The sequence below is a fragment of the Amycolatopsis rifamycinica genome, assembly GCF_000695625.1.
GTDB classification, from domain to species: Bacteria; Actinomycetota; Actinomycetes; order Mycobacteriales; family Pseudonocardiaceae; genus Amycolatopsis; species Amycolatopsis rifamycinica.
This window is the reverse complement of record NZ_JMQI01000038.1, coordinates 1-20,399: the sequence shown is the minus strand read 5'-3', so window position 1 is coordinate 20,399 and position 20,399 is coordinate 1. Positions and strand designations below refer to the sequence as shown.

Sequence of the window (20,399 nt, the reverse complement as noted above, 5' to 3'; positions counted from 1 at the left end):
CGCTCGGGCTCACGCCGTCTCGGCGGCGACCTTCAGCCCGAGGGCGACGAGCACGGTGCCCAGGACGGCGTCGAGGCCCCGGCGGACGCGGCCGGCGCTGAAGAACCGCTTCAGCGCCCCCACCACGACGGCGAGGGTGACGAACCACAGGACCGTCCCGGCGGTCGCGATCGCGGCCAGCTCGAGCGTCTGCAGGGTGGAGCCGTCGGCGGGCAGGAACTGGGGGAGCAGGGCCAGGAAGTACACGGCGACCTTGGGGTTGAGCAGGTTCGTCACGAGCCCCTGGCGGAAGGCGGCGCGGGCGTCGAGCCGCCGGCCCCCGGTGGTCTCCGCGAGGTCCCGGTACCCGCCGCGGCGCACGGCCAGCCACGCCTTGACGCCGAGGACCACCAGGTACGCCGCGCCGGCCAGCTTGACGACGGTGAAGGCGACCGCCGAGGCGGTGAGCACGGCGGCGACGCCGAGGGCGATCGCGACCACCCAGGCGAACACGCCGAGGGCGATCCCCGTGCCCGCGGCGATCCCGGCCCGTCGCCCGCCGGTGAGCGCCGAGCGCGTCACGACGACGAAGTCGGGCCCGGGCGACATCGCCCCGAGCACGACGACCAGCAGGAACGAGGCGGCGGTGGCACCGGGGATCATGGGCCGAGGATACGGCCCGGCCGCCACTGGTTTTCCCGCCGGTGAGACAACGCGATGTTCGAATTTGAACCTCGTGTAGGGTCGATCTTGTGGGTGACTCCAGGGGCGAGGACGTGGCGGCCGAGGTGCGGACGCGGGTGCGGATCCCGCTGCGCTTCGACGGCGGCGTCGCGGTCGACGCCGAAGCCGTGACGTTCCGCGGCCTGGCCGACGGCGGCGAGCACCTGGCGTTCGTCCTCGGCACCCCCGGCGAGGTCCCGCTGGTGCGGCCGCATTCGGAGTGCCTCACCGGCGACGTCTTCGGGTCGGCGCGCTGCGACTGCGGCCCGCAGCTGGCCGAGGCCGTCGCGCGGATCTCCGAAACCGGCGGCTACCTGCTGTACCTGCGTCAGGAGGGCCGGGGCATCGGGCTGTACAACAAGCTCGACGCGTACGCCCTGCAGGACGGCGGCCTCGACACCTACGCCGCCAACGCCGCGCTCGGCCTGCCCGAAGACGCCCGCGACTACACGGTCGCGGCGCAGATGCTGGGTGCGCTCGGGGTGGCGAGGGTGGATCTGCTGTCGAACAACCCGGACAAGGCGGCCCAGTTGCGCGCGGCCGGGATCGCGGTGCGCGAGCAGGTGCCGACGGGCGTGTTCGCGACCGACAGCAACGTCCGGTACCTGCGCGCGAAGGCCGAGCAGACCGGGCACACCCTGAGCCTGCCCGGCCTGGCCAGCTGACCCGCGCGCCCGGCTCGCGTACCCCGGGGATCGGCGTCCGTGGCGGGCCCGGCTCAGGTGAGGCGCTGGGCCGCGGCGGCCGCGGGACTCGTGGTGAGCTTGTCCAGGAGACCGATCAGGGCGGTCTGTTCCGCGGGCGTCAGGGACGCCACCCAGGCCTGCTCGCGCTTGTTGTGCTCCTGGTAGGCGTCGGTCACCGCGGTGTGGCCCGCGCCGGTGAGGGCCAGCCGGACCGCGCGGCGGTCGTGGGGGACCGGGGTGCGCGTCACCAGGCCGTCCCGCTCCAGGGTCTTGACCAGTGCCGACACGGCCGCGCGGCTCATCCCGGCGAGCCGGGCCGCGTGGCGGGACTCCAGCGGGCCCGCCAGCCACAGGACGAACAGCACCCGGAAGCCGCCCCAGCTCCAGCCGCGGGGGCGGTGGACCGTCGACTCCCAGTCGTAGACCAGCGCGCCGGCCAGCCGGTGCAGGGTGAGGCCGAGGCGCATCGCCACCGGGTCGGTCGCGGGCAGCTCGGCCTGCGTCTTCCCGATCGCGTAGTCGACGAACGAGAGGTAGTCGAGGTCGGCCGGTCGGTCGGTCATGCGGCTCAGGTTAGCGACGACGGGGTTCCTCGCGGCGGTCCGCCGGGCTAGCCTGGCCGGATGGTCAATCCTTTGACGTTCAAGGAGCGCTCGCCGTGACGAAGAAAGCCTTCGCCTCTTCGGCCGACCTGGCGGAGAAAGCGCAGACCCTGGAAGTCCTCGCCGACGGTGTGTACGCGCTGACCGCCGAAGGCGACCCGAACATCGGCGCGATCGAAGGCGAGGACTTCCTCGTCTGCTTCGAAGCGCTGGCCACGCCGGTCGCGGCGCGGGAGTGGCTGGCGAAACTGCGCGAGCACACCGACAAACCGGTGCGGTACCTGGTGCTCAGCCACTACCACGCCGTGCGCGTGCTGGGCGCGTCCGCCTTCGACGCCGAGGTGATCGTCGCGCACGAGAACACCCGCGCCCTGGTCGCCGAGCGCGGCAAGGAGGACTGGGAGAGCGAGTTCGGGCGGATGCCGAGGCTGGCGAAGGGCGCGGAATCGGTGCCCGGGCTGACCTGGCCGACGCTGACCTTCTCCGACCGGCTCACGATCGACCTCGGGGGCGACCGCGGCGACCTCGTGCTGCAGTACTGCGGTCGCGGCCACACCGAGGGCGACCTCGTCGCCTGGCTGCCCCGCCGGAGCATCCTCTACGCCGGCGACCTCGTGGAAGCCGAAGCCGCGCTCTACACCGGTGACGCGTTCCACCGCGACTGGGCATCATCCACTTTGGACCGCGTGGCCGCCTTCGGCGCCGAGACCCTGATCGGCGGCCGGGGCGGGGTGAGCCGCGGTCGCGCGGCGGTCGACGCCGCCATCGCGCAGACCCGCCACTTCCTGGACACGATGATCCACGAGGTCGGCGCGGTCCGGGACGCCGGCGGCACGCTCAAAGAGGCCTTCGAGCGCACCCACGCGGCCTTGGCCGGCCAGTACGGGCACTGGCCGATCTTCGAGCACTGCCTGCCCTTCGACGTTTCGCGGCTGTGGGACGAGCTGGCCGGGATCGAACGGCCGGTGGTGTGGACGGCCGAACGCGACCGCGAAGTCTGGGACCAGCTCCAAGGATGACGGTCGCCGTCCTCGGCAGCGGCCCGGTCGGCCAGACGGCCGCGCTGCTGCTCGCGCGCCGGGGCGTGCCGGTGGTGCTCGTCGACCGGCACGACCGGCGCGATCCCGTGGGCTCCAAGGCCATCTGCCACCAGCGGGACACCTTGGACGTCTGGGCGTGGCTCGGCGCGGGACGCCTCGCCGAGGAAGGCCTGACCTGGACGACCGCGCGGACGTTCCACCGGGACCGGGAGCTGTTCTCGCTGAAGCTGCCGGACGCGGGCTCCGCGCTCCCGCCGTTCGTCAACCTGTCGCAGGCCCGCGTCGAGGAGGTGCTGGACGAGCTGATCGCGCGGGAGCCGCTGATCGACGTCCGCCGCGGCCACCGCGTCACCGGCGTGACCCAGCCGGGCTGCGTGGTGGTCGAGTGCGCCACGGCGGAAGGGCCGCGACGGATCGAGGCCGACTACGCGCTCGCCTGTGCGGGCGCGCGCGGCGACACCGTGCGGCGGGCGCTCGGCCGGTCCCTCGGCGGGGTGTCGTTCCGGGACCTGTTCCTGATCTGCGACATCCGCGCGGACCTGCCGGGCTGGGCGGCCGAACGGCGGTTCCACTTCGACCCGCCGTTCAACCCCGGCCGCCAGGTGCTCATCCACCCGTGCCCGGGTTCGCGGTTCCGGATCGACTGGCAGGTCCCCGACGGCTACGACCTCGCGGCCGAGGAGACGGGCGGGGCCCTCGACCACCGGATCCGCGCGATCATCGGCGACCGGCCCTACGAGGTGCTCTGGCGTTCGGTGTACCGCTTCCACACGCGGCTCGCCGACCGGATGCGCGCCGGCCGCGTGCTGCTCGCCGGGGACTGCGCGCACCTCGTCGCGCCGTTCGGGGCGCGCGGGCTCAACTCCGGCGTGGCCGACGCGGAAAACGCGGCCTGGAAGCTGGCCGCCGTCCTGCGCGGCGAAGCGGGGGAGGAACTGCTGGAGAGCTACCACGTCGAGCGGCACGCGGCGGCGGTGGAGAACGCGGCCGTCACCACGGCCACGATGGACTTCCTGGTGCCCCGGACCGAAGCGCAGCGTCGTCACCGGCTCGACGTCCTCACGCGCGCGGAGGACGACCCGGCCGCCTGCGCGCAGGTCGACTCCGGCCGGCTGGCCGAACCGTTCTGGTACGTGGACTCACCGCTGACCACCCCCGATCCGCGACGGCCGTTCGCGGGACGGCCGCCGCGGGGCGCGCTGCCGCCCCCGGGCCCGGGGGTGCTGCTCCCGGACGTCACGGTCACCGCGGGACGGCTGCGCGACCTGGCCCGGCAGGGGTTCCTGGTGCTCACCACCCCGGGCGTGCGGGCCGAGGGCACGCGGTCGGTGGAGATCCCGGTGGGCGGGGCGCTGGGTGCGCGCCCGGGCGAAGCCTGGCTGGTCCGCCCGGACGCGTACGTCGCCGCCGTGTTACGGGTAGGAGACCAGCGGGCTCACCTGGTGCCCGGTGTTCGCGGCGTCACCCGAATCGTTGATGACGTGGGCGATCGTGCCCACGCCGCCGAGTGACACCGACACGAGGTTGTGGAACCGGACCCCGGAGTTGTTCGGCACCTCGAACGAGTGACTGGCCACAATGGACGGATTCGTGTTGAAGAAGCAGTAGCTGCCGAGGCCCCAGCCTTCGTGGCTGGTCACCGAGTCGGCCACCTTGTACGCCGCCCAGCCCTGCCGGCCACCGCCGCTGGACCAGGACGCCTGGTCCGGCGGGTCGTACGGCAGCTCGTTCTGGAAGAAGTACGTCCGCCCGCCGTTGCCGTTCCACAGCACCTCGTACTGCTGGTAGTGCTCGACGAACAGGCCGTACATCGTCACGTTCGCGCCGTTGACCACCAGGCCGTTCGCCGCGGTGTTGACGTTCCAGCCGACACCGAAGGAGTGGTCGCCGCGCCAGAGCCACATGTGGTCGCCGATGACGTTGTTCGAGTTGACCACCAGCGTCTGCGTGGCCTTGCCGACGGCCGCGCCGCCGATCCGGAAGAACACGTCGTGCAGCGAGGTCGGGTTCGCCGCGTGGTTCGCGGTCGAGCCCGGCTGGCCGACCTGGACGAGCACCGGCGAGTTCACCGCGCCCGCGTCGACCAGCAGCCCGGCGATCTTCACACCGTCCACATCGGACGTGGTGATGGCCGCGGTGCCGTTGGTGGGCATCAGCGTGGCCAGGCCGAGGCCGAGCACGACGGTGTCCGGCCGGGTGACGTTCAGCGCCCGGTCGAGGTGGTAGACACCCGGGGTGACCAGCAGGTTCTTCCCGGCCGCCAGCGCCGCGTTGAGCGTCGCGGCCGAGTCGGACGGCTTGGCGACGTAGAATTCGCTGAGCGAGATCGACTGCCCGGCCGGGGCGCCGTGGCCCCAGCTGGTGCCGACCGAGTTCTGCCGCAGGGCCGGCACGAACACGTTGTAGCTGCCGGACCCGTCGACGTAGAGGAACGGCTTCTCGCGCAGCACCGGCGTCTGCCCGACGACCGTCTCCGGCGGGTTCGGGAACGACGGCGGCGGGGTGCCGGTGGAGCCGACGAAGACCATGTTCCACACGCCGCCCTGCCAGCCGCCGAGCTCGCTGTTGCGGGTGAGGAACTGCTGCTGCGAGCCGGAAACGGCGACGCCGTCGATCTTGCTGTCGGCGATCAGCCCACCGCTGGCCCAGCCGTCACCGCCGTTCCACAGCTGGATCTGGCTGCCGCGCAGGTGCATCCGGCGGTACGGCGCGGCCTGCGCGACGGCCCAGCGCTCGACCTGGCCGGCCGGCAGCGTCACCGACAGGTTCTCCGCCGACCGCCAGAAGTTCTGCGTCGCGTTGCCCTTGTTGTTCGGGTTGTCCCCCTGCTGCAGCCAGTCCGCTTCGACGCGGACGTGGCCGTTGAGGTTGACGTCGTCGGGGGACAGGCCCAGCCCGGCCACCTGCTCGTAGAACCCGAGGTTGACGTCGGCGTTGTAGGTGCCCGGCTTGAAGAGCACGGCGTAGCGCTCGTTGCCGAACTGGTTGGTGTGCTGCTGGTCGGCGATCTGCGTCAGCCGGCTCTGGATCGTCGCGGCCGGCGTCGACGGGTCGAACACCGACACGTTGGGCCCGAGGTCCGGGTTGCGCGGATCGGTCGGCGGGACGGTCGTGGTGTCGCCGGCGCCGTGCGCGGCCACCTCCCACAGCGAATAGCCGTACTGGGTGGCCCGCTGCGTGCCGGTGATCCGCAGGTAGCGGGCGGTCCCGGTGAGCGGCACGGTCTGGGTGCCGCCGGTGCCGGTGGTCGTCGAGTACGCCGTGGTCCAGGTGCTCGCGTCACCGGACAGCTGGACGGTGAACGCTTTCGCGTACGCGGCTTCCCAGCTGAGGACCACGTCGCAGAGCTGTTGCGCGGAGCCCAGGTCGACCTGCAGCCACTGCGGGTCGCTGAACGCGCTGGACCAGCGCGTCCCCGTGTTGCCGTCGACCGCGTTGGACGCGGGCGTGCCGCCGTTCTCGGTGGACGACGCGGTCGCGGTGCGGCCCTGCGCGAGGTTGGCGGTGCCGCACGCGGCGGCCTGCGCCGGCGCGGCGCCGACCACGGCCGCGGTGGTGACCGCGGTGACGAAGGTGGTGGCGATGACGAGGAGGCGGTGTACGGGGGAGAACGTCGTTGATCTCATCGGCCTGCCTGCTGATCGGGGGGGAGGAGGACGTGCGGAAGGGACCGGGCGAGCCCCACAGCTCGCGCCGGCGTCGGGTGGTGCGGCGGGTTCGCGCCGGCCGCACCCGCCCGGCGCCGTGAGCCGGAGGAGCGGTACCGGGTGGTGCGACGAGCGCGAACCAGTCAGCCCGAAGGGGTGTGTCGCGGCGGAACTGTCCCGGGTGGCGGTCACGGAACCGGTTCCGTCGGTGAGATCGCAGTTAACATCGCGGGGTTCGGCGGAGTCAAGGATCCGGCGCGGATTCGCCTCACCCGGACCAGTCGGCGGCCCGGCCGCGACCGTCCGGCGCAGTGGCGTTGACATTTTACGGCTCTTTATTTATATCCTGAACTAAGAGCGTGCCGAGGGGCGGGACCCACACCCGCGCCGAGGACCACGTGAGCCGATCCGCGCCGGGGCAAGGCCGCCCCGGCGCCGGTTCGCCGTGGAGGTGCCCATGCAACGCCGCATGCCGAGGATCCGGGTTCTCGCCGTCCTCGCCCTGACCCTGGCCGCCCTGCTCACCGCTCCGGTGGCGCAGGCCGCGCCCGTCCTGCTCTCCCAAGGCCGTCCGGTGACGGCGTCCTCGAGCGAATCCGCCGCCTTCCCCGCCTCGGCGGCCGTCGACGGCGATCCCGGCACGCGCTGGTCCAGCGCGTTCGGCGACCCCCAGTCGCTGCAGGTCGACCTCGGCTCCGCCCAGCAGCTGTCCCAGGTCGTGCTGAACTGGGAAGCCGCCTACGCCAAGGCGTTCACCGTCCAGGCGTCCACCGACGGCGCCACCTGGACCACGCTGTACTCGACCACCACCGCGACCGGCGGGACGCAGACCCTCGCCGTCACCGGCACCGGCCGGTACGTCCGGCTCACCGGCACCCAGCGGGCCACGCAGTACGGCTACTCGCTGTGGGAGTTCCAAGTCTACGGCGGAGGCGGGACGACCCAGCCCGGTGACGTCCTGCTCTCCTACGGCAAGTCCGGCACGGCTTCTTCGTACCAGGACGACGGCGCCTGCCCGGGTTGCCTCCCGGCGAAGGCCTTCGACCGCGACCCGGCCACGCGCTGGGCGACCAGCGCCACCACCGGCTGGGTCGATCCCGGCTGGATCACCGTCGACCTCGGCGCGCCCGCGGCGATCCACCAGGTCGTCCTGCAGTGGGATCCGGCCTACGCCGTCGCCTACCAGCTGCAGGTGTCGAACGACAACGCGAACTGGACGTCGATCTACGCGACCACCAGCGGCAAGGGCTTCAAGGAAACGCTGACCGTCAACGGCTCCGGCCGGTACGTCCGGATGTACGGCACGGCCCGCTCGAACGGCTACGGCTACTCGCTGTGGGGCTTCGACGTCTACGGCACCGGCGGCAACCCGACGCAGCCGCCGCCCGCGCCGCCGGCCCCGCACTTCCCGGGCACGCTGGTCTGGAGCGACGAGTTCAACGGCGCCGCGGGCGCGAACCCGGACGCGAGCAAGTGGACGGCCGAGACCGGGCCCGGGGTCAACAACGAGCTCGAGTACTACACGAACAACAACAACGCCAAGCAGGACGGCCGCGGCAACCTCGTCATCCAGGTCCGCCGGGAAGCCACCCCGGGCAGCGCCTGCCCGCCCGACCCGATCAGCGGCAGCACCACCTGCCAGTACACCTCCGGCCGGATCAACACCGCGGGCAAGTTCAGCTTCACCTACGGCCACGTCGAGGCCAACATCAAGGTCTCCGGCACGCAGGGCCTGTGGCCCGCGTTCTGGTTGCTGGGCGCGAACTTCTTCAGCGGGACGCCCTGGCCGAACTGCGGCGAGATCGACATCATGGAGCACGTCGGCAAGGCGCCGAACCTCGCCTATTCGACCCTCCACGCGCCGGCCTACAACGGTGCGGGCGGCGTCGGCGCGCCGTACGACCTCGGCCAGGACGTCTCCGCGGGCTTCCACCGCTTCGGCCTGGACTGGGACGCCACCCACATGACGTTCTCCGTCGACGGGAACGCGTTCCAGACGATCAACCGCGACACCGTGGAGAGCACCCGCGGGCCGTGGGTCTTCGACCACCCGTTCTTCCTGATCCTCAACAACGCGATCGGCGGCGACTTCCCCGGGCCGCCGGGCGCGGGGACCGTGCTCCCGCAGGACATGGTGATCGACTACGTGCGGGTGTACCAGTAGGGAGCGGCCTACGGGACGGCGTCCACGCTCGACCCGCGGACCACCAGTTCCGTCGGGACGATCACGGGGGCGTCCGGGGACGGCGCGCCGGCCAGGCGATCCAGCAGCAGGCCGGCCGCCGTCTCGCCCATCTGCCGCAGCGGCTGGCGGATCGTGGTCAGCGGCGGCTGGGTGTGCGCGGCCAGGGGGATGTCGTCGAAGCCGACCACGGCGACGTCCCCCGGCACCGCCCGGCCGGCCTTGCGCAGCCCGGCCAGGACCCCCGCCGCCGTGAGGTCGTTGTGCGCGAAGACCGCGTCGAACTCCGGGCCGGTCTCGAGGAGCTGGAGGATCGCCGCCTCGCCGCTTTCGCTGGTGAAGTCGCCTTCGATGATCAGCCGCGGGTCGAGGGTCAGGCCCGCGTCGAGGACGACCTCGTTGAAGCCGTTGAGGCGATCGGCGGTGCAGCCGAAGTCGTGCGGCCCGGTGACCGTGGCGAGCCGGGTGCGGCCGGTGTCCAGCAGGTGGCGGGCCGCGGCCGCACCGCCGTAGCGGTTGTCCGTGCCCACCGACGGGAACGCCGGGCGGCGGCCGCGGTCGTCGATCACCACCACCGGCAGGCCCGAGTCGTGCAGCACCCGCAGGTGCCGCACCGCGTCCGGCGGTTCCACCAGCAGGAGGCCGTCGAACGCCTTCGCCGACACCTGCCGCGAGAACTCGCCGAGGGAGTCGGCGCCGCGGTTGGCGGTGGACAGCAGCAGGCCGTACCCCTTCGACTCCACGACGTCGGCGACGCCCTGCAGCACCTCGCCCATCCACGGCCAGGTCAGCCCCGGCACCAGCATCCCGACCGTCCGCGTCACCCCGCGGGCCAGCCCGACGGCGCCGGCGCTGGGGATGTACCCGGTCGCGGCGATCACCTCGCGGACCCGGATCGCGGTCGCCGCGTCGACGTCGGCCTTGTTGTTGAGCACCCGCGACACGGTCGTCTTGCTCACCCGCGCGCGGCGGGCGACCTCGGCGATCGTGACGCGCATCCGTCCTCCCGACCAGGCCGTGGAAAGCTCCGTGTGTCAAGGTACTCGCCCCGGGGCCCGCCGCCAGCCGTCCGAAATCGATCAAGTGCGGACCGACAGCCGCGTGAGACTCGCGTCGCCGGCCTTCCAGCGCGTCCGGACCGCCACATACCGCGCCGGCCCGGTGTCCGCCGTGGCGTAGGCGACGCCGTCGAGGCTGGTTTCGACGGTCGTGCCGGGGACGCGGCCGCGGGTCCAGGCCAGTTCGACCGCGGAAACCTCCAGCACCGCCCCGAGATCGACGACCATCCGGCCGTCCGGGCCCGGCCGCCACGCCGTCGCCGGGTCGTCGTCGACGGCCGCCGCGGGGCTGGACATCCCCGGCGGCAGGGGGTCGGCGGGGAAGGTGGTCGCGCCGAGGGCGCGGTCGGCCAGCGGGTAGGGGCGGAGTTCGCCGAAGACGACCGGCACGGTCCGCCGCGGCGGCAGCAGCACCGGCCGCGCGCGCCCGCCGTCCGGCGTCACGGCGACGAGCACGGGCAGCACCCCGGCCGGCGCGGTGAGCTCGACCCGGCTCGCGTCGCGGACGACCGCCTTCACCCCCGCCGGGCCCCGCACGGTGAACCGGGGCGGCTCGATGCGGCCTTCCCCCGGTGCCAGCGCGTAGGACAGTTCCGTGCCGTCGCGGGTGAGGACCTGTTCGCCGCGGTACAGCCGGGCTTCCCCGGGGAGGATCGCCGTGCCGCTCGCCGCGCTGCCGGAAAGGTTGACCAGCACGAGGAAACCGTCGGTGACACACGCCCGCACCGCGGGTGCGGTGCTCGTGCGGCGCCCGGACGGCCGCGCGCCGGCGGGCTCGGGGTACAGCTCGGCGAGCAGCGGCGCGGGCGGGCCGTCGGAGAGGGTGACGCGGTCGCCGGCGACGGTGATCGGGTTCGGACCGGAGACGACGATCCCGGCGCGGCCGTCGACGTCCAGCCGGCCGCCGGTGCTGCGCAGGTCGGGCACCGGGTAGGTCGCCACCGGCGTCCACGCCAGGCCGTCGGGCGAGGTTTCGATCCGGTACTTCCGGCCGGCGGCCGCTTCCCAGCTCAGCCGCACGCGGTCGAAGGTCGCCGGCGCGCCGAGGTCGACGGCGAGGCTGCTGTCCGCCCGCGGCCGGTCCGATGTGGACACCGCCCACCGCGTCGCGGCGTCACCGTCGATCGCGTACTTCGCCTCCCTCCCGGGCGACGCCGAAGAAGCCGACGCGGTCCCGGCCCGCGCGAGATCCGGTCCGTCGCCGGCGCGGACCTCGAACGCCCAGAGCGAGTAGCCGTACTGCGGCGCCGGCTCGACGCCGAGCATGCGGACGTGCCGCGCGGTGACCGGGGCGAAGGTCAGCTCGTCGGTCCGGGCGCCGGTCGGCGCGGCCGCCGCCTTCACCGTCACGGTCCCTTCGGCCGCTGTGTACGTGCGGTCGCCGTCGAGGCCGGGCACACCGGGCATCGCGAGGTTGTGGACGTCGAGCACGCCCTCGCCGGCGGCCACGCCGCTGCTGGCGTAGACGGCGGCACCGGTGGGCAGGGTGGCGAGCGCGGCATACCCGCTGTCGAACCGCAGGACCCCGATCGTGCCGTCGAAGCCGTCGCGGACCTTCGCGTAGGTCGTGGCGTGCCGTTCCCGCACCGCGAGGTTCGTCGCGGGCAGCAGCATCGGGTTGGCGCCGCCCAGCACGAACAGCCAGTCGTCGTGGCGCGGCTGCCAGGCGAACTTGACGAAGCCGGGCTTGCTGACCGTGCCCGCCCAGGCGGCCGGGGAGCGGTGGGCCAGCAGACCCGGCTCGGGACCGAAGTCGGCGACGCCGGCGGCGTGGGCGTCGAACTCGCGCCCGCTCACCGGGACGACCGGGCCGCCGTGCGCGGCGCGCCACTCGTGCAGCAGGTAGCTGATGGCGAGTTCGGCGCGGGCCTCCGGCTCGTACTTCGGTTCGCCGGAGAACTTGGTGATCCGGTCGGCGGGCGGGTAGGCCTGGTAGGGCTCGAGGCGGGCGGCGAGGTCGGCCTCGGCCCGGGCGGCGTGGCGGTCGCCGAGCACCTGGGCGCGGAAGGCCAGCGGGATGACGTCGCGGCCGTAGAGGTGCTCGCGGTCGGCGACCATCGGCATCAGCGGCTCGCCGGCGTCGCTGGTCATCAGCAGCATCGTGCGCCAGAGCAGTTCACCGTTCGGCTGCGCGGTGAGCACCTCCGGCAGCGGCGTGCCCGCGGCGAGGAAGTGCGTGGCGTTGCGGCCGGAGGTGCGCCAGAGCTCTTCCTGGTAGTGCGGGCCGAAGGAACCGTGGTTTTCCACGAGGAAGGTGTCGTAGAGGTTCGTGGCGGTGTTCTCGCTGACCGGACGGCCGTCGACGAGCCGCGGGTTGGCCAGGTCGGCGGCGGGCAACCCGGCCTCGTTGCGGCTCCAGGCGCCGAAGGCGGCTCGCCACTCGCCCGCCCGCGGGTCCGCCGGAGCCCACGCGAGCGCGGGGGCCAGCGACTGGGCGTACACGCCCATCTCCTCGAGCTTCGTGTCGCCGGCGTACCCGCCGAGCAGGCCGTGGGGCGTCCAGCTGCCCGAGTCCGGGTCGTCGCCGGTGCCGAGCGCGGTGGTGTAGCCGGCCTGCCCGGTGGTGATGCGCTCGACGTGCTGCCGGGTGGTGTCGTCGAGCTCTGTCCACAGGAGACGGGCGGCGAGCACGAAATACGACTGGAAGGTGGTGTCGAAGAACAGTTTCCGGCCCCACTCGGCCCCGCCGGCCAGCCGGTTCGACGCGGCGAAGCGCCGGATCGTGGCGAGGGTGTGCGCGCGGAGGGTCTCGCGGTCGATCCCGGCGACCGTGGCGTCGTAGCCGTCGCGGGTGAGCAGGACGGCGTTGCCGAGGACGACGGCGAAGGTGAAGTCCCGGGCCGGGTAGGTGCCGGTGGCCGGGTCGAATTGCTGCTCGGCCCAGCGCGTGTGCCGCAGCAGCACGCGCAGGTAGGTCGCGGCGACGGGGTCCGGCGGCCCGCCGTCCGCCGCCCGGGCGAGGCCGGGGAGCAGGCCCGAGGCCAGCGCGGCCGCCGCTCCGCTCGCGCCCAGGAGACGGAGCGCCTGCCGCCGGTCCAGCTCGCCCATGCCCGGCCTCCGCTCGTTGACAACCTTGTCAGCGCGGATTTTGGGACGTCGCCGTCGTGCCGGGCAAGCTCGCCGCCGGATCCCGTCCGATTTCGGACAACATCGGCGTATAACGCCCTATACCCACCGCTGGTGGGTGGGCACCCGGTGAACGGCGGCAGCCCGGATCGGCGTGGTGGAATGCCGGCGTGATGATCGACTGGTGGGTGCTGCTCCTGCTCGTGCTGGCCGGCGTCGGCGCCGGTCTGACCGGGGCGACCGCCGGGCTCGCGTCGCTGGTGTCCTACCCCGCGCTGCTCGCCGCCGGCCTGCCGCCGGTGACCGCCAACGTCACCAACACCGTCGCCATGCTCGGCACCACCGTGGGCGCCGCGGCCGGGGCCCGCCCCGAGCTGGCCGGGCAGCGGCGGCGGCTCGTCCCCCTCTGCGCCGTCACCACCGTCGGCGGCGCGTGCGGCGGCCTGGTGTTGCTGCTGACGCCGTCGAGCGCGTTCACCGTCATCGTGCCGTGGCTGATCGGCGGGGCGTCGCTGGTGCTGATGGCCGGACCGCGGCTGCGCCGGCTGGCCGAAGGCGCCGAACACCACGGCCTCAGCCCGGTCACGGGTGTCGTCGCCTTCCTGATCGGCGTCTACGGCGGCTACTTCGGCGCCGCCGCGGGCGTGCTCATGCTCGCGCTGCTGGTCACCGTCTGGAGCCAGCCGCTGGCCCGGACCAACGCGGCGAAGAACCTGGTCACCGGCTCGGCGAACCTCCTCGCCGCGATCGTCTTCTCGGTCACCGGCAAGGTGGTCTGGCCGGCCGCGCTCGCCGTCTGCCTCGGCTCGCTCGGCGGCTCGTGGCTGGGCTCCGCGCTCGTGCGCCGGCTGCCGGCGACGCCGTTGCGGATCGGCATCGGGATCGGCGGACTGGCCCTGGCGGTCGTCCTCGGCGTGCGGGCATGATCGGGCGGGTATCGGCGAGCAGGAGACCAGATGAGCATTGTCGGAACCAGGGTGGTCCGCCGGGAGGACCGGAACCTGATCACCGCGGGCGGCACCTACGTGGACGACCTGCGGACGGAAGCGCTTTCCGGTGCCGCGCACGCGGTTTTCGTGCGCAGCCCGATCGCGCACGCGCGGATCGCCGGCATCGACGTGCGCGCGGCGAAGGAGGCACCGGGTGTGCTCGGCGTGTTCACCGCCGCGGACCTCGGGCTCGCCCCGCGCCCGGCCGGGCCGGTGCCGGAACCGTGGCTGGCCGGTGAAGTGGTGCGGTACGTCGGCGAACCGGTCGCGCTCGTCGTCACCGAAGAGCGCTACCAGCTGGCCGACGCGGCCGAGCTGGTCGACGTCGACTACGAGCCGCTGGAAGCCGTCGCGTCGATCGACGCCGCCCTCGCGGGGGAGACGCTGCTGTTCCCCGAACACGGCAGCAACATCGTGCAGGTCAAGGGCGCGGGGGAGTTCGACGACGCGATCTTCGCCGGCTGCGAAGTCGTCGTCACCCAGACGATCCTGAACCAGCGCGTCGCGCCGGCGCCGCTCGAAGTGCGCGGCGCGGCCTGCGTGTGGGGCGAGGACGGCCGGCTCACGGCCTGGCTGTCCACGCAGAACGCCCAGATGGCCCGGAGCCAGCTGGCCGGGGCCCTCGGCGTCGGCGAGGAGTCGGTGCGGGTGATCGCGCCGGACGTCGGCGGCGGGTTCGGCGCGAAGATCGGCGCGGACCCCGAGGCGATCGTGCTCGGCCGGGCGGCCGAGCGGCTCGGCCGGGGCGTGCGCTGGGTCGAGTCCCGCAGCGAGAACCTCACGGCCATGACGCACGGCCGCGCGCAGCGGAACACCGTGACCATCGGCGGGAAACGCGACGGCACGGTGCTCGCCTACCGCCTCGACGTCGTCCAGGACGCCGGCGCGTACCCGCGGATGCTGCTGCTGCCGACGCTGACCGAGCTGATGGCCGTCGGCGTCTACCGGTTCCCCCGGGTCGAGACCCGCAGCCGCGCGGTCGTCACCACCACCACGCCGATCGGGGCCTACCGCGGCGCCGGCCGCCCGGAGGCGACGGCCGCCGTCGAACGGGCGATGGACCGGTTCGCCGCCGAGATCGGGCTGGACCCGGCCGAGGTCCGCCGGGTCAACTTCATCCGGCCGGAGGAGTTCCCGTACCGGTCGCCGACCGGGGCGTCCTACGACACGGGCGAGTACGCGGCGGCGCTGGACAAGGTCCTGGAAGCCGCCGGGTACGCCGGGCTCCGCGCCGAGCAGCGGCGGCGCCGGGAGGCGGGCGACCCGGTCGAGCTGGGCCTGGGCATCGCGGCCTACGTCGAGATCACCGGCGGCGACGGCGGCGGCGAGAGCGGCCGCGTCGACATCCACCCGGACGGCTCGGTCGTGGCGTGGACCGGCAGCTCGCCGCACGGGCAGGGACTCGGCACGTCGCTGGCGATGCTGCTGTCCGACCAGCTCGGCGTCCCGCTGGAGAAGATCACCGTCCGCCACGGCGACACCGACGAGGTGCCGAAGGCGGTCGGCACGTTCGGGTCCCGGTCGCTGCAGCTGGGCGGCTCGGCGATCCGGCAGGCGGCCGAAGAGGTGATCGCGCGGGCCCGGGAGCTGGCGGCCGACCTGCTGGAAGCGGCGCCGGACGACCTCGAGCTGGACACCGAGCGCGGCGTCTGGCAGGTCCGCGGCGCGCCGTCGAGCACCGTGCTGAGCTGGGCGCAGGTCGCCGAGACGGCCGAGGAGGGCAGGCTCTCGGCCGACGTCTGGTTCGGCGGCGGCGCGCCGACGTTCCCGTTCGGCGCGCACCTCGCCGTCGTCGAGGTCGACACCGAGACCGGCAAGGTCGACCTGCGCCGGATCATCGCCGTCGACGACGCCGGCCCGATCGTCAACCCGCTCACCTTCCGCGGCCAGCGCCACGGCGGGCTCGGGCAGGGCGCGGCGCAGGCCCTCATGGAGGTCGTCACCTACGACGACGACGGCAACCCGACGACCGCGACGCTGGCGGACTACTCATTTGTCACCGCCGTCGAGCTGCCGGACTTCGAGCTCGTCGACATGGCCACCCCGACCGACCGGAACCTGCTGGGCGTCAAGGGGATCGGCGAGGCGGCGACGATCGGTTCGACACCGGCGGTGCACAACGCCGTGGTGGACGCGCTGTCGGCCCGCGGCGTCACGCACCTGGACATGCCCACGACGCCGATCCGGGTGTGGGCCGCACTGGAGGAAGCCGCAGTTCGAGCTCGGAAGGGAAGCGCGGAGTGAAGGTCTCGATCGAGGTCAACGGGCGGCCGCTGACCGGGGAGGTGCCCGACCGGACGCTGCTGGTGCACTTCCTGCGCGACACGGCCGGCCTGACGGGCACCAACATCGGCTGCGACACGACGTCCTGCGGAGCCTGCACGGTGCTGCTCGACGGCGAGTCGGTGAAGTCGTGCACGGTGCTGGCCGCGCAGGCCGACGGCCACGCCGTCACCACCGTCGAGGGACTGTCCTCTCCGGACGGTGAACTGCACCCGGTGCAGCGCGCGTTCCAGGAGCAGCACGGCCTGCAGTGCGGGTTCTGCACCCCGGGCATGATCATGGCCTCGGTGTCCCTGCTGGCCGACAACCCGAAGCCGACCCGCGACGAGGTCCGCGCCGGGCTCGAGGGCAACCTCTGCCGCTGCACGGGTTACCACAACATCGTCAGCGCCGTGATCGACGCGTCGGGCCAGGAGGTGGACCGGTGATCCCGGCGTCGTTCCGGTACCTGCGCGCGTCCACAGTGGACGAGGCGCTGACCCTGCTGGCCTCGCACGGCGACGAGGCGAAGGTGCTCGCGGGCGGGCATTCCCTGCTGCCGCTGATGAAGCTGCGGCTGGCCGCGCCGGAGTACCTGGTGGACATCGCCCCGCTCGACGAGCTGCGGTACGTCCGCCTGGAGGGCGGCGAGGTCGTCATCGGCGCGCTGTCCCGGTACAGCGCGCTGGTCCGGGACCCGGTGCTGCTGGAGCACGCACCGCTGCTGGCGCACGTGTCGGGCGAGGTGGGCGACCGCCAGGTCCGCCACCGCGGCACGATCGGCGGTTCCCTGGTGCACGCGGACGCGGCGGCCGACCTCCCGGCGGCGGTCCTCGCCTCGGACGCGGTCCTGGTGGCCCGCGGCCCGTCGGGCGAGCGCCGCATCCCGGCGGCGGAGTTCTTCCTCGGCCCGTTCACGACACCGCTGGAACCCGCGGAGCTGCTGACGGAGATCCGCGTCCCGGCCCAGACGGGCCAGGGCTGGGGTTTCCGGAAGTTCACCCGCCGCGCGATCGACTGGGCGATGGTCGGGGTGACGGTCGTGGGCGGCCGCGTCGGCCTGGTGAACATGGGCGGAGTACCGCTGCGGGCAAGGGCCACGGAAGAGGCCTTGGCGGCGGGGGCGTCGATCGAGGAAGCGGCCGAGCTGGCGGCCGAGGGAACGAACCCCCCGGACGAGCCCCACGCAACGGCGGACTACCGCCGCCACCTGGCCCGCGTCCTGACGCGCCGCGCGTTGACCCAAGCAGTCCGGTGATTCCCGGGGGCGGCGCTCCTCGCGGGTGCCGCCCCCGCCTTGATCACGACGACCGATTCCCGCCAGCGCGGTGTCTCCTGTGGACGGCAGGATCGGCAGGGTGAAGAACATCGCACACACGGCCATCGAGCCCGGCATCCTGTATTTCGGCACCCCGGTGGTGTTGCTTTCCACGACCAACGAGGACGGTTCGCCCAACCTGGCCCCGATGTCCTCGGCATTCTGGCTGGGCTGGCGGGCGATGCTGGGGCTCGGGGCCCGGTCCCAGACCGCGCAGAACCTGCTGCGCACCAGGGAAGGCGTGCTGAACCTGCCTTCGGAGTCGATGGCACCGGCGGTGGACCGGCTGGCCCTGACGACGGGAACGGACCCGGTACCGGCCGGGAAGCGGGAGCGCGGCTATTTCCACGTGGCGGACAAGTTCGGCCGGGCGGGACTGACACCGGTGGCGTCGTCGACCGTATCGCCCCCTCGGGTCGGCGAGTGTCCGGTGGCGATGGAGGTCGCCGTGGAGGCGGTGCATCCGGTGGGCGACGACGGGGGAGTGGTGGCGTTCGAGGTGCGGGTACAGCGGGTGTGGGTGCACGAGACCATCCGGACGCCGGGCACCGAGGACCGCATCGACCCGGATGCCTGGCGGCCGTTGATCATGAGCTTCCAGAAGTTCTACGGGTTGGGGGAACAGGTGCATCCGTCCACTTTGGCCCGGATCCCTGAGCGGCTTTACCGGGGGCCGGATATCGAACGGGCTCGGCAGGTTGCTTCTTGATGCTTCTGTTGTCTTGCTTGGTGTTCTGGGGTGCGGACAGTTACTGGGATTCGTACCCTTTCGAGTGGTGAACTGGTGTTCGATGGTCGGTAGCTTGGAGGTATGACCAGCAACGCAGCCCACGCCTCCTCTTCGGATGCGGTCGCTTTCGCCGACCGCATCGGGGAGTTGCTTGCGTGCATGCGGTCTGCTGAAGCCGAACTCGGTGCCCTGCTTGTCGAAATCGAACAGCGCGGGGTCATGGAGCTGTTCGGGTACCGCTCTGCCGCACGGCTGCTGGAGCACCTCGGCGATGTCCCCAAGCCCGCTGCTGAACGGCTCGTGCGACGTGCCCGCTCACTCAACCCCGGCCGCAACCTCGACGGCACCCCGATTCCCGCGTTGGCTCCCGCCACCGGCGCCGCCGCCCGCACCGGACGGTTGAGCAACCCGATGATCGACGTGATCACCGGAGTCCTGGCCGAGGTGCCCTGCGAACACCGCGACAGCGCCGAGGCCAACCTCCTGACCTTCGCTGCCGAAGCCGGACACAAGCAGGTCGCCGCCCTCGGCGCCCGCATCCTCGCCCACCTGGTTCCCGATGGCGCGGAACCCGACGACACCGAACCCGTAATCCCACCCCGGGAGTTGTTCCTACGCCGGAAAAGATCCGGCGTGTGGGAGCTGAACGGCCGATTCGATGACGAGACCGGCACCCGGGCCAGCGCCCTGTTGGACGCCTTGGCCGAACGCCGCACCAGCGACGACGGCCCGGACCACCGCACCCTGCCCCAGCGCTACGGCGACGCGTTCTCCGACGCCCTGAACCTGGCCCTCAACTCCCCCGACCTGCCGATGCAGGCCGGGGAACGCGCCCACGTCATGGTCGCGGTCTCCCTGCAGGACCTGAAGACCGGAGTTGGCCAAGCCACCCTCGGCGACACCGGGCAGATGACTGCCGCCGAAGCGCGGGTTCATGCCTGCGACGCCATGATCATCCCCGCAGTCCTCGGCGACAAAAGCGAACCCCTCAACCTCGGCCGACTTCGCCGCCTGATCTCCGCCGGACTCCGCCGAGCCCTGTTCCTTCGCGACCGCGGCTGTGCCTTCCCCGGCTGCCACCGCCCACCACGCCACTGCCAAGGCCACCACATCCAGCACTGGGCCGACGGCGGCCCCACCGACCTGACCAACCTGGTGCTGATGTGCGCCCACCACCACCGGCTGCTGCACCGCTCCGGCTGGGAAGTCCGCATCGCCGCCGACGGCCTCCCCGAGTTTCTGCCACCGGTGTTCATCGACAGACGCCGAAAACCCCGACGCAACAACCTCCACGAACCGCTGCCATTCGCAGCCTGAGCCAACCGAAAACGGGACAGGCCCGCAGCCACACGGCTACGGGCCTACACCCACGCCCGGACAACGCGAGCAGGAGCCGCCCGCCCTGCGTTGCAGAGGTCCACCGCTCGGCCGTGATCTCGGACGCAACGCCCAACAGCCACGGCTCCGCGACAGAAGTTGCGTGTCGCCAGCCTCGGCTGCCGCGACCACGATCGCGTGTTGCCACTCAGCTGCGGTGACCGGGATCGCGTGTTGCCAACTCAGCTGCGGTGACCGGGATCGCGTGTTGGCAACTCGGCAGCTGCGAGTGGCATTTCGGGTTCGTCGGCCTCGGCTGCCGCGACTGCAATCCCGCCTTGCCGGTCCCGGTAGCGGGCAGTGTCGCCCACTGCCGGCCATGGCCGGTACCACTGTGGTTGTGTGTCTCCAGCTCCGCCGCGACCGCAGTCGCGTGTCGCGCGACCGCGGCTGCTGTCTCGCATACGTATGCGAGACAGCTGGCTGCGATGGCACGGTGCTCGTCGCCGGCCGCGGTCGCCGCCGCAATCGTGTGTCGGCAGCCATGGCTGCGGCAACGCGATCCCACGTTGCCGACTCGGCCGCCGCGACCGCGATCTACGTGTCCGGCTTCGGCTTGTCGGGCCGCGTTCGCGCGTCGCCGGCGGCGGCCGCCACCACTGGAATTCGCGTTACTTCAGCCCTCGCCGCTGCGACCGTGCCTCACTTACGGCACCCGCGAGACCGATCGCCGCCGCTTAGGGCGTGTCCTGTAAGCGGTTGAGCTGGTCCTCTGGTAGTTGTGCGCGGTGGTGGGTCGC

The 20,399-nt window shown here is 72.7% G+C and carries 15 protein-coding genes; 10 read left to right on the top strand and 5 right to left on the bottom strand.

The window, feature by feature from the left end; genetic code table 11:
* Positions 1 to 9: 9 nt before the first annotated feature.
* On the bottom strand, positions 10 to 642 hold the full coding sequence (locus DV20_RS18005; RefSeq protein ID WP_043781726.1) for a LysE family translocator: 633 nt from the start codon (positions 640 to 642) through the stop codon (positions 10 to 12).
* 113 nt (positions 643 to 755) lie between these two features.
* Here DV20_RS18005 and DV20_RS18000 point away from each other — a divergent pair, with 113 nt between their 5' ends.
* Positions 756 to 1,367, top strand: a complete 612-nt coding sequence (locus tag DV20_RS18000; protein ID WP_043781724.1) for a GTP cyclohydrolase II — start codon at positions 756 to 758, stop codon at positions 1,365 to 1,367.
* 53 nt (positions 1,368 to 1,420) lie between these two features.
* Here DV20_RS18000 and DV20_RS17995 read toward each other — a convergent pair whose 3' ends face one another.
* A complete protein-coding gene (locus DV20_RS17995; protein ID WP_043781722.1) occupies positions 1,421 to 1,951 on the bottom strand; it encodes a MarR family winged helix-turn-helix transcriptional regulator in 531 nt (176 codons plus the stop codon).
* Between the two features lie 95 nt (positions 1,952 to 2,046).
* Between DV20_RS17995 and DV20_RS17990 the strand changes: the two genes are divergently transcribed.
* Positions 2,047 to 3,009 (top strand): MBL fold metallo-hydrolase, encoded by a 963-nt coding sequence (locus DV20_RS17990; protein ID WP_043781720.1) that lies wholly within the window; start codon positions 2,047 to 2,049, stop codon positions 3,007 to 3,009.
* Positions 3,006 to 4,541: an FAD-dependent monooxygenase gene (locus tag DV20_RS17985; RefSeq protein WP_043781719.1), complete on the top strand. Its 1,536-nt coding sequence runs from the start codon at positions 3,006 to 3,008 to the stop codon at positions 4,539 to 4,541. Before DV20_RS17990 ends, DV20_RS17985 begins: the two co-directional genes overlap by 4 nt.
* Here DV20_RS17985 and DV20_RS17980 read toward each other — a convergent pair.
* Positions 4,443 to 6,656 carry a discoidin domain-containing protein gene (locus tag DV20_RS17980; RefSeq protein ID WP_043781717.1) on the bottom strand — a complete coding sequence of 738 codons (2,214 nt, stop codon included), beginning with the start codon at positions 6,654 to 6,656 and terminating at the stop codon, positions 4,443 to 4,445. The two genes, DV20_RS17985 and DV20_RS17980, sit on opposite strands and share 99 nt — an antisense overlap.
* 478 nt (positions 6,657 to 7,134) lie before the next feature.
* Between DV20_RS17980 and DV20_RS17975 the strand changes: the two genes are divergently transcribed.
* Positions 7,135 to 8,841, top strand: coding sequence for a discoidin domain-containing protein (locus DV20_RS17975; protein ID WP_043781716.1), 1,707 nt, complete (start codon positions 7,135 to 7,137; stop codon positions 8,839 to 8,841).
* Between the two features lie 8 nt (positions 8,842 to 8,849).
* Here the strand turns inward: DV20_RS17975 and DV20_RS17970 are convergent, their stop codons facing one another.
* Positions 8,850 to 9,857, bottom strand: coding sequence for a LacI family DNA-binding transcriptional regulator (locus tag DV20_RS17970; protein WP_043781713.1), 1,008 nt, complete (start codon positions 9,855 to 9,857; stop codon positions 8,850 to 8,852).
* 81 nt (positions 9,858 to 9,938) lie between these two features.
* Positions 9,939 to 12,965 carry a discoidin domain-containing protein gene (locus tag DV20_RS17965; protein ID WP_043781711.1) on the bottom strand — a complete coding sequence of 1,009 codons (3,027 nt, stop codon included), beginning with the start codon at positions 12,963 to 12,965 and terminating at the stop codon, positions 9,939 to 9,941.
* A gap of 188 nt (positions 12,966 to 13,153) precedes the next feature.
* Between DV20_RS17965 and DV20_RS17960 the strand changes: the two genes are divergently transcribed.
* The 6 genes from DV20_RS17960 (at position 13,154) to DV20_RS17935 (ending at position 19,599) form a co-directional block, all read left to right on the top strand.
* A complete protein-coding gene (locus DV20_RS17960; RefSeq protein ID WP_043781708.1) occupies positions 13,154 to 13,909 on the top strand; it encodes a sulfite exporter TauE/SafE family protein in 756 nt (251 codons plus the stop codon).
* A 30-nt stretch (positions 13,910 to 13,939) separates the two neighbouring features.
* Positions 13,940 to 16,216, top strand: a complete 2,277-nt coding sequence (locus DV20_RS17955; protein WP_043781706.1) for a xanthine dehydrogenase family protein molybdopterin-binding subunit — start codon at positions 13,940 to 13,942, stop codon at positions 16,214 to 16,216.
* Positions 16,213 to 16,683, top strand: coding sequence for a (2Fe-2S)-binding protein (locus DV20_RS17950; RefSeq protein WP_043781704.1), 471 nt, complete (start codon positions 16,213 to 16,215; stop codon positions 16,681 to 16,683). The genes DV20_RS17955 and DV20_RS17950 overlap by 4 nt, the downstream gene beginning before the upstream one ends.
* Positions 16,680 to 17,492: an FAD binding domain-containing protein gene (locus DV20_RS17945; RefSeq protein ID WP_043781701.1), complete on the top strand. Its 813-nt coding sequence runs from the start codon at positions 16,680 to 16,682 to the stop codon at positions 17,490 to 17,492. The genes DV20_RS17950 and DV20_RS17945 overlap by 4 nt, the downstream gene beginning before the upstream one ends.
* Before the next feature lie 100 nt (positions 17,493 to 17,592).
* A complete protein-coding gene (locus DV20_RS17940) occupies positions 17,593 to 18,261 on the top strand; it encodes a flavin reductase family protein (RefSeq protein WP_167344383.1) in 669 nt (222 codons plus the stop codon).
* 102 nt (positions 18,262 to 18,363) lie between these two features.
* Positions 18,364 to 19,599, top strand: coding sequence for an HNH endonuclease signature motif containing protein (locus DV20_RS17935; protein WP_043781699.1), 1,236 nt, complete (start codon positions 18,364 to 18,366; stop codon positions 19,597 to 19,599).
* Positions 19,600 to 20,399: the final 800 nt, after the last annotated feature.

Excerpts from the sequence above, each read along its gene's own strand:
- DV20_RS18005 (WP_043781726.1), bottom strand. The coding sequence starts at position 642 with ATGATCCCCGGTGCCACCGCCGCCTCGTTCCTGCTGGTCGTCGTGCTC.
- DV20_RS17995 (WP_043781722.1), bottom strand. The coding sequence starts at position 1,951 with ATGACCGACCGACCGGCCGACCTCGACTACCTCTCGTTCGTCGACTAC.
- DV20_RS17985 (WP_043781719.1), top strand. The coding sequence starts at position 3,006 with ATGACGGTCGCCGTCCTCGGCAGCGGCCCGGTCGGCCAGACGGCCGCG.
- DV20_RS17980 (WP_043781717.1), bottom strand. The coding sequence starts at position 6,656 with ATGAGATCAACGACGTTCTCCCCCGTACACCGCCTCCTCGTCATCGCC.
- DV20_RS17975 (WP_043781716.1), top strand. The coding sequence starts at position 7,135 with ATGCAACGCCGCATGCCGAGGATCCGGGTTCTCGCCGTCCTCGCCCTG.
- DV20_RS17970 (WP_043781713.1), bottom strand. The coding sequence starts at position 9,857 with ATGCGCGTCACGATCGCCGAGGTCGCCCGCCGCGCGCGGGTGAGCAAG.
- DV20_RS17965 (WP_043781711.1), bottom strand. The coding sequence starts at position 12,965 with ATGGGCGAGCTGGACCGGCGGCAGGCGCTCCGTCTCCTGGGCGCGAGC.
- DV20_RS17955 (WP_043781706.1), top strand. The coding sequence starts at position 13,940 with ATGAGCATTGTCGGAACCAGGGTGGTCCGCCGGGAGGACCGGAACCTG.
- DV20_RS17935 (WP_043781699.1), top strand. The coding sequence starts at position 18,364 with ATGACCAGCAACGCAGCCCACGCCTCCTCTTCGGATGCGGTCGCTTTC.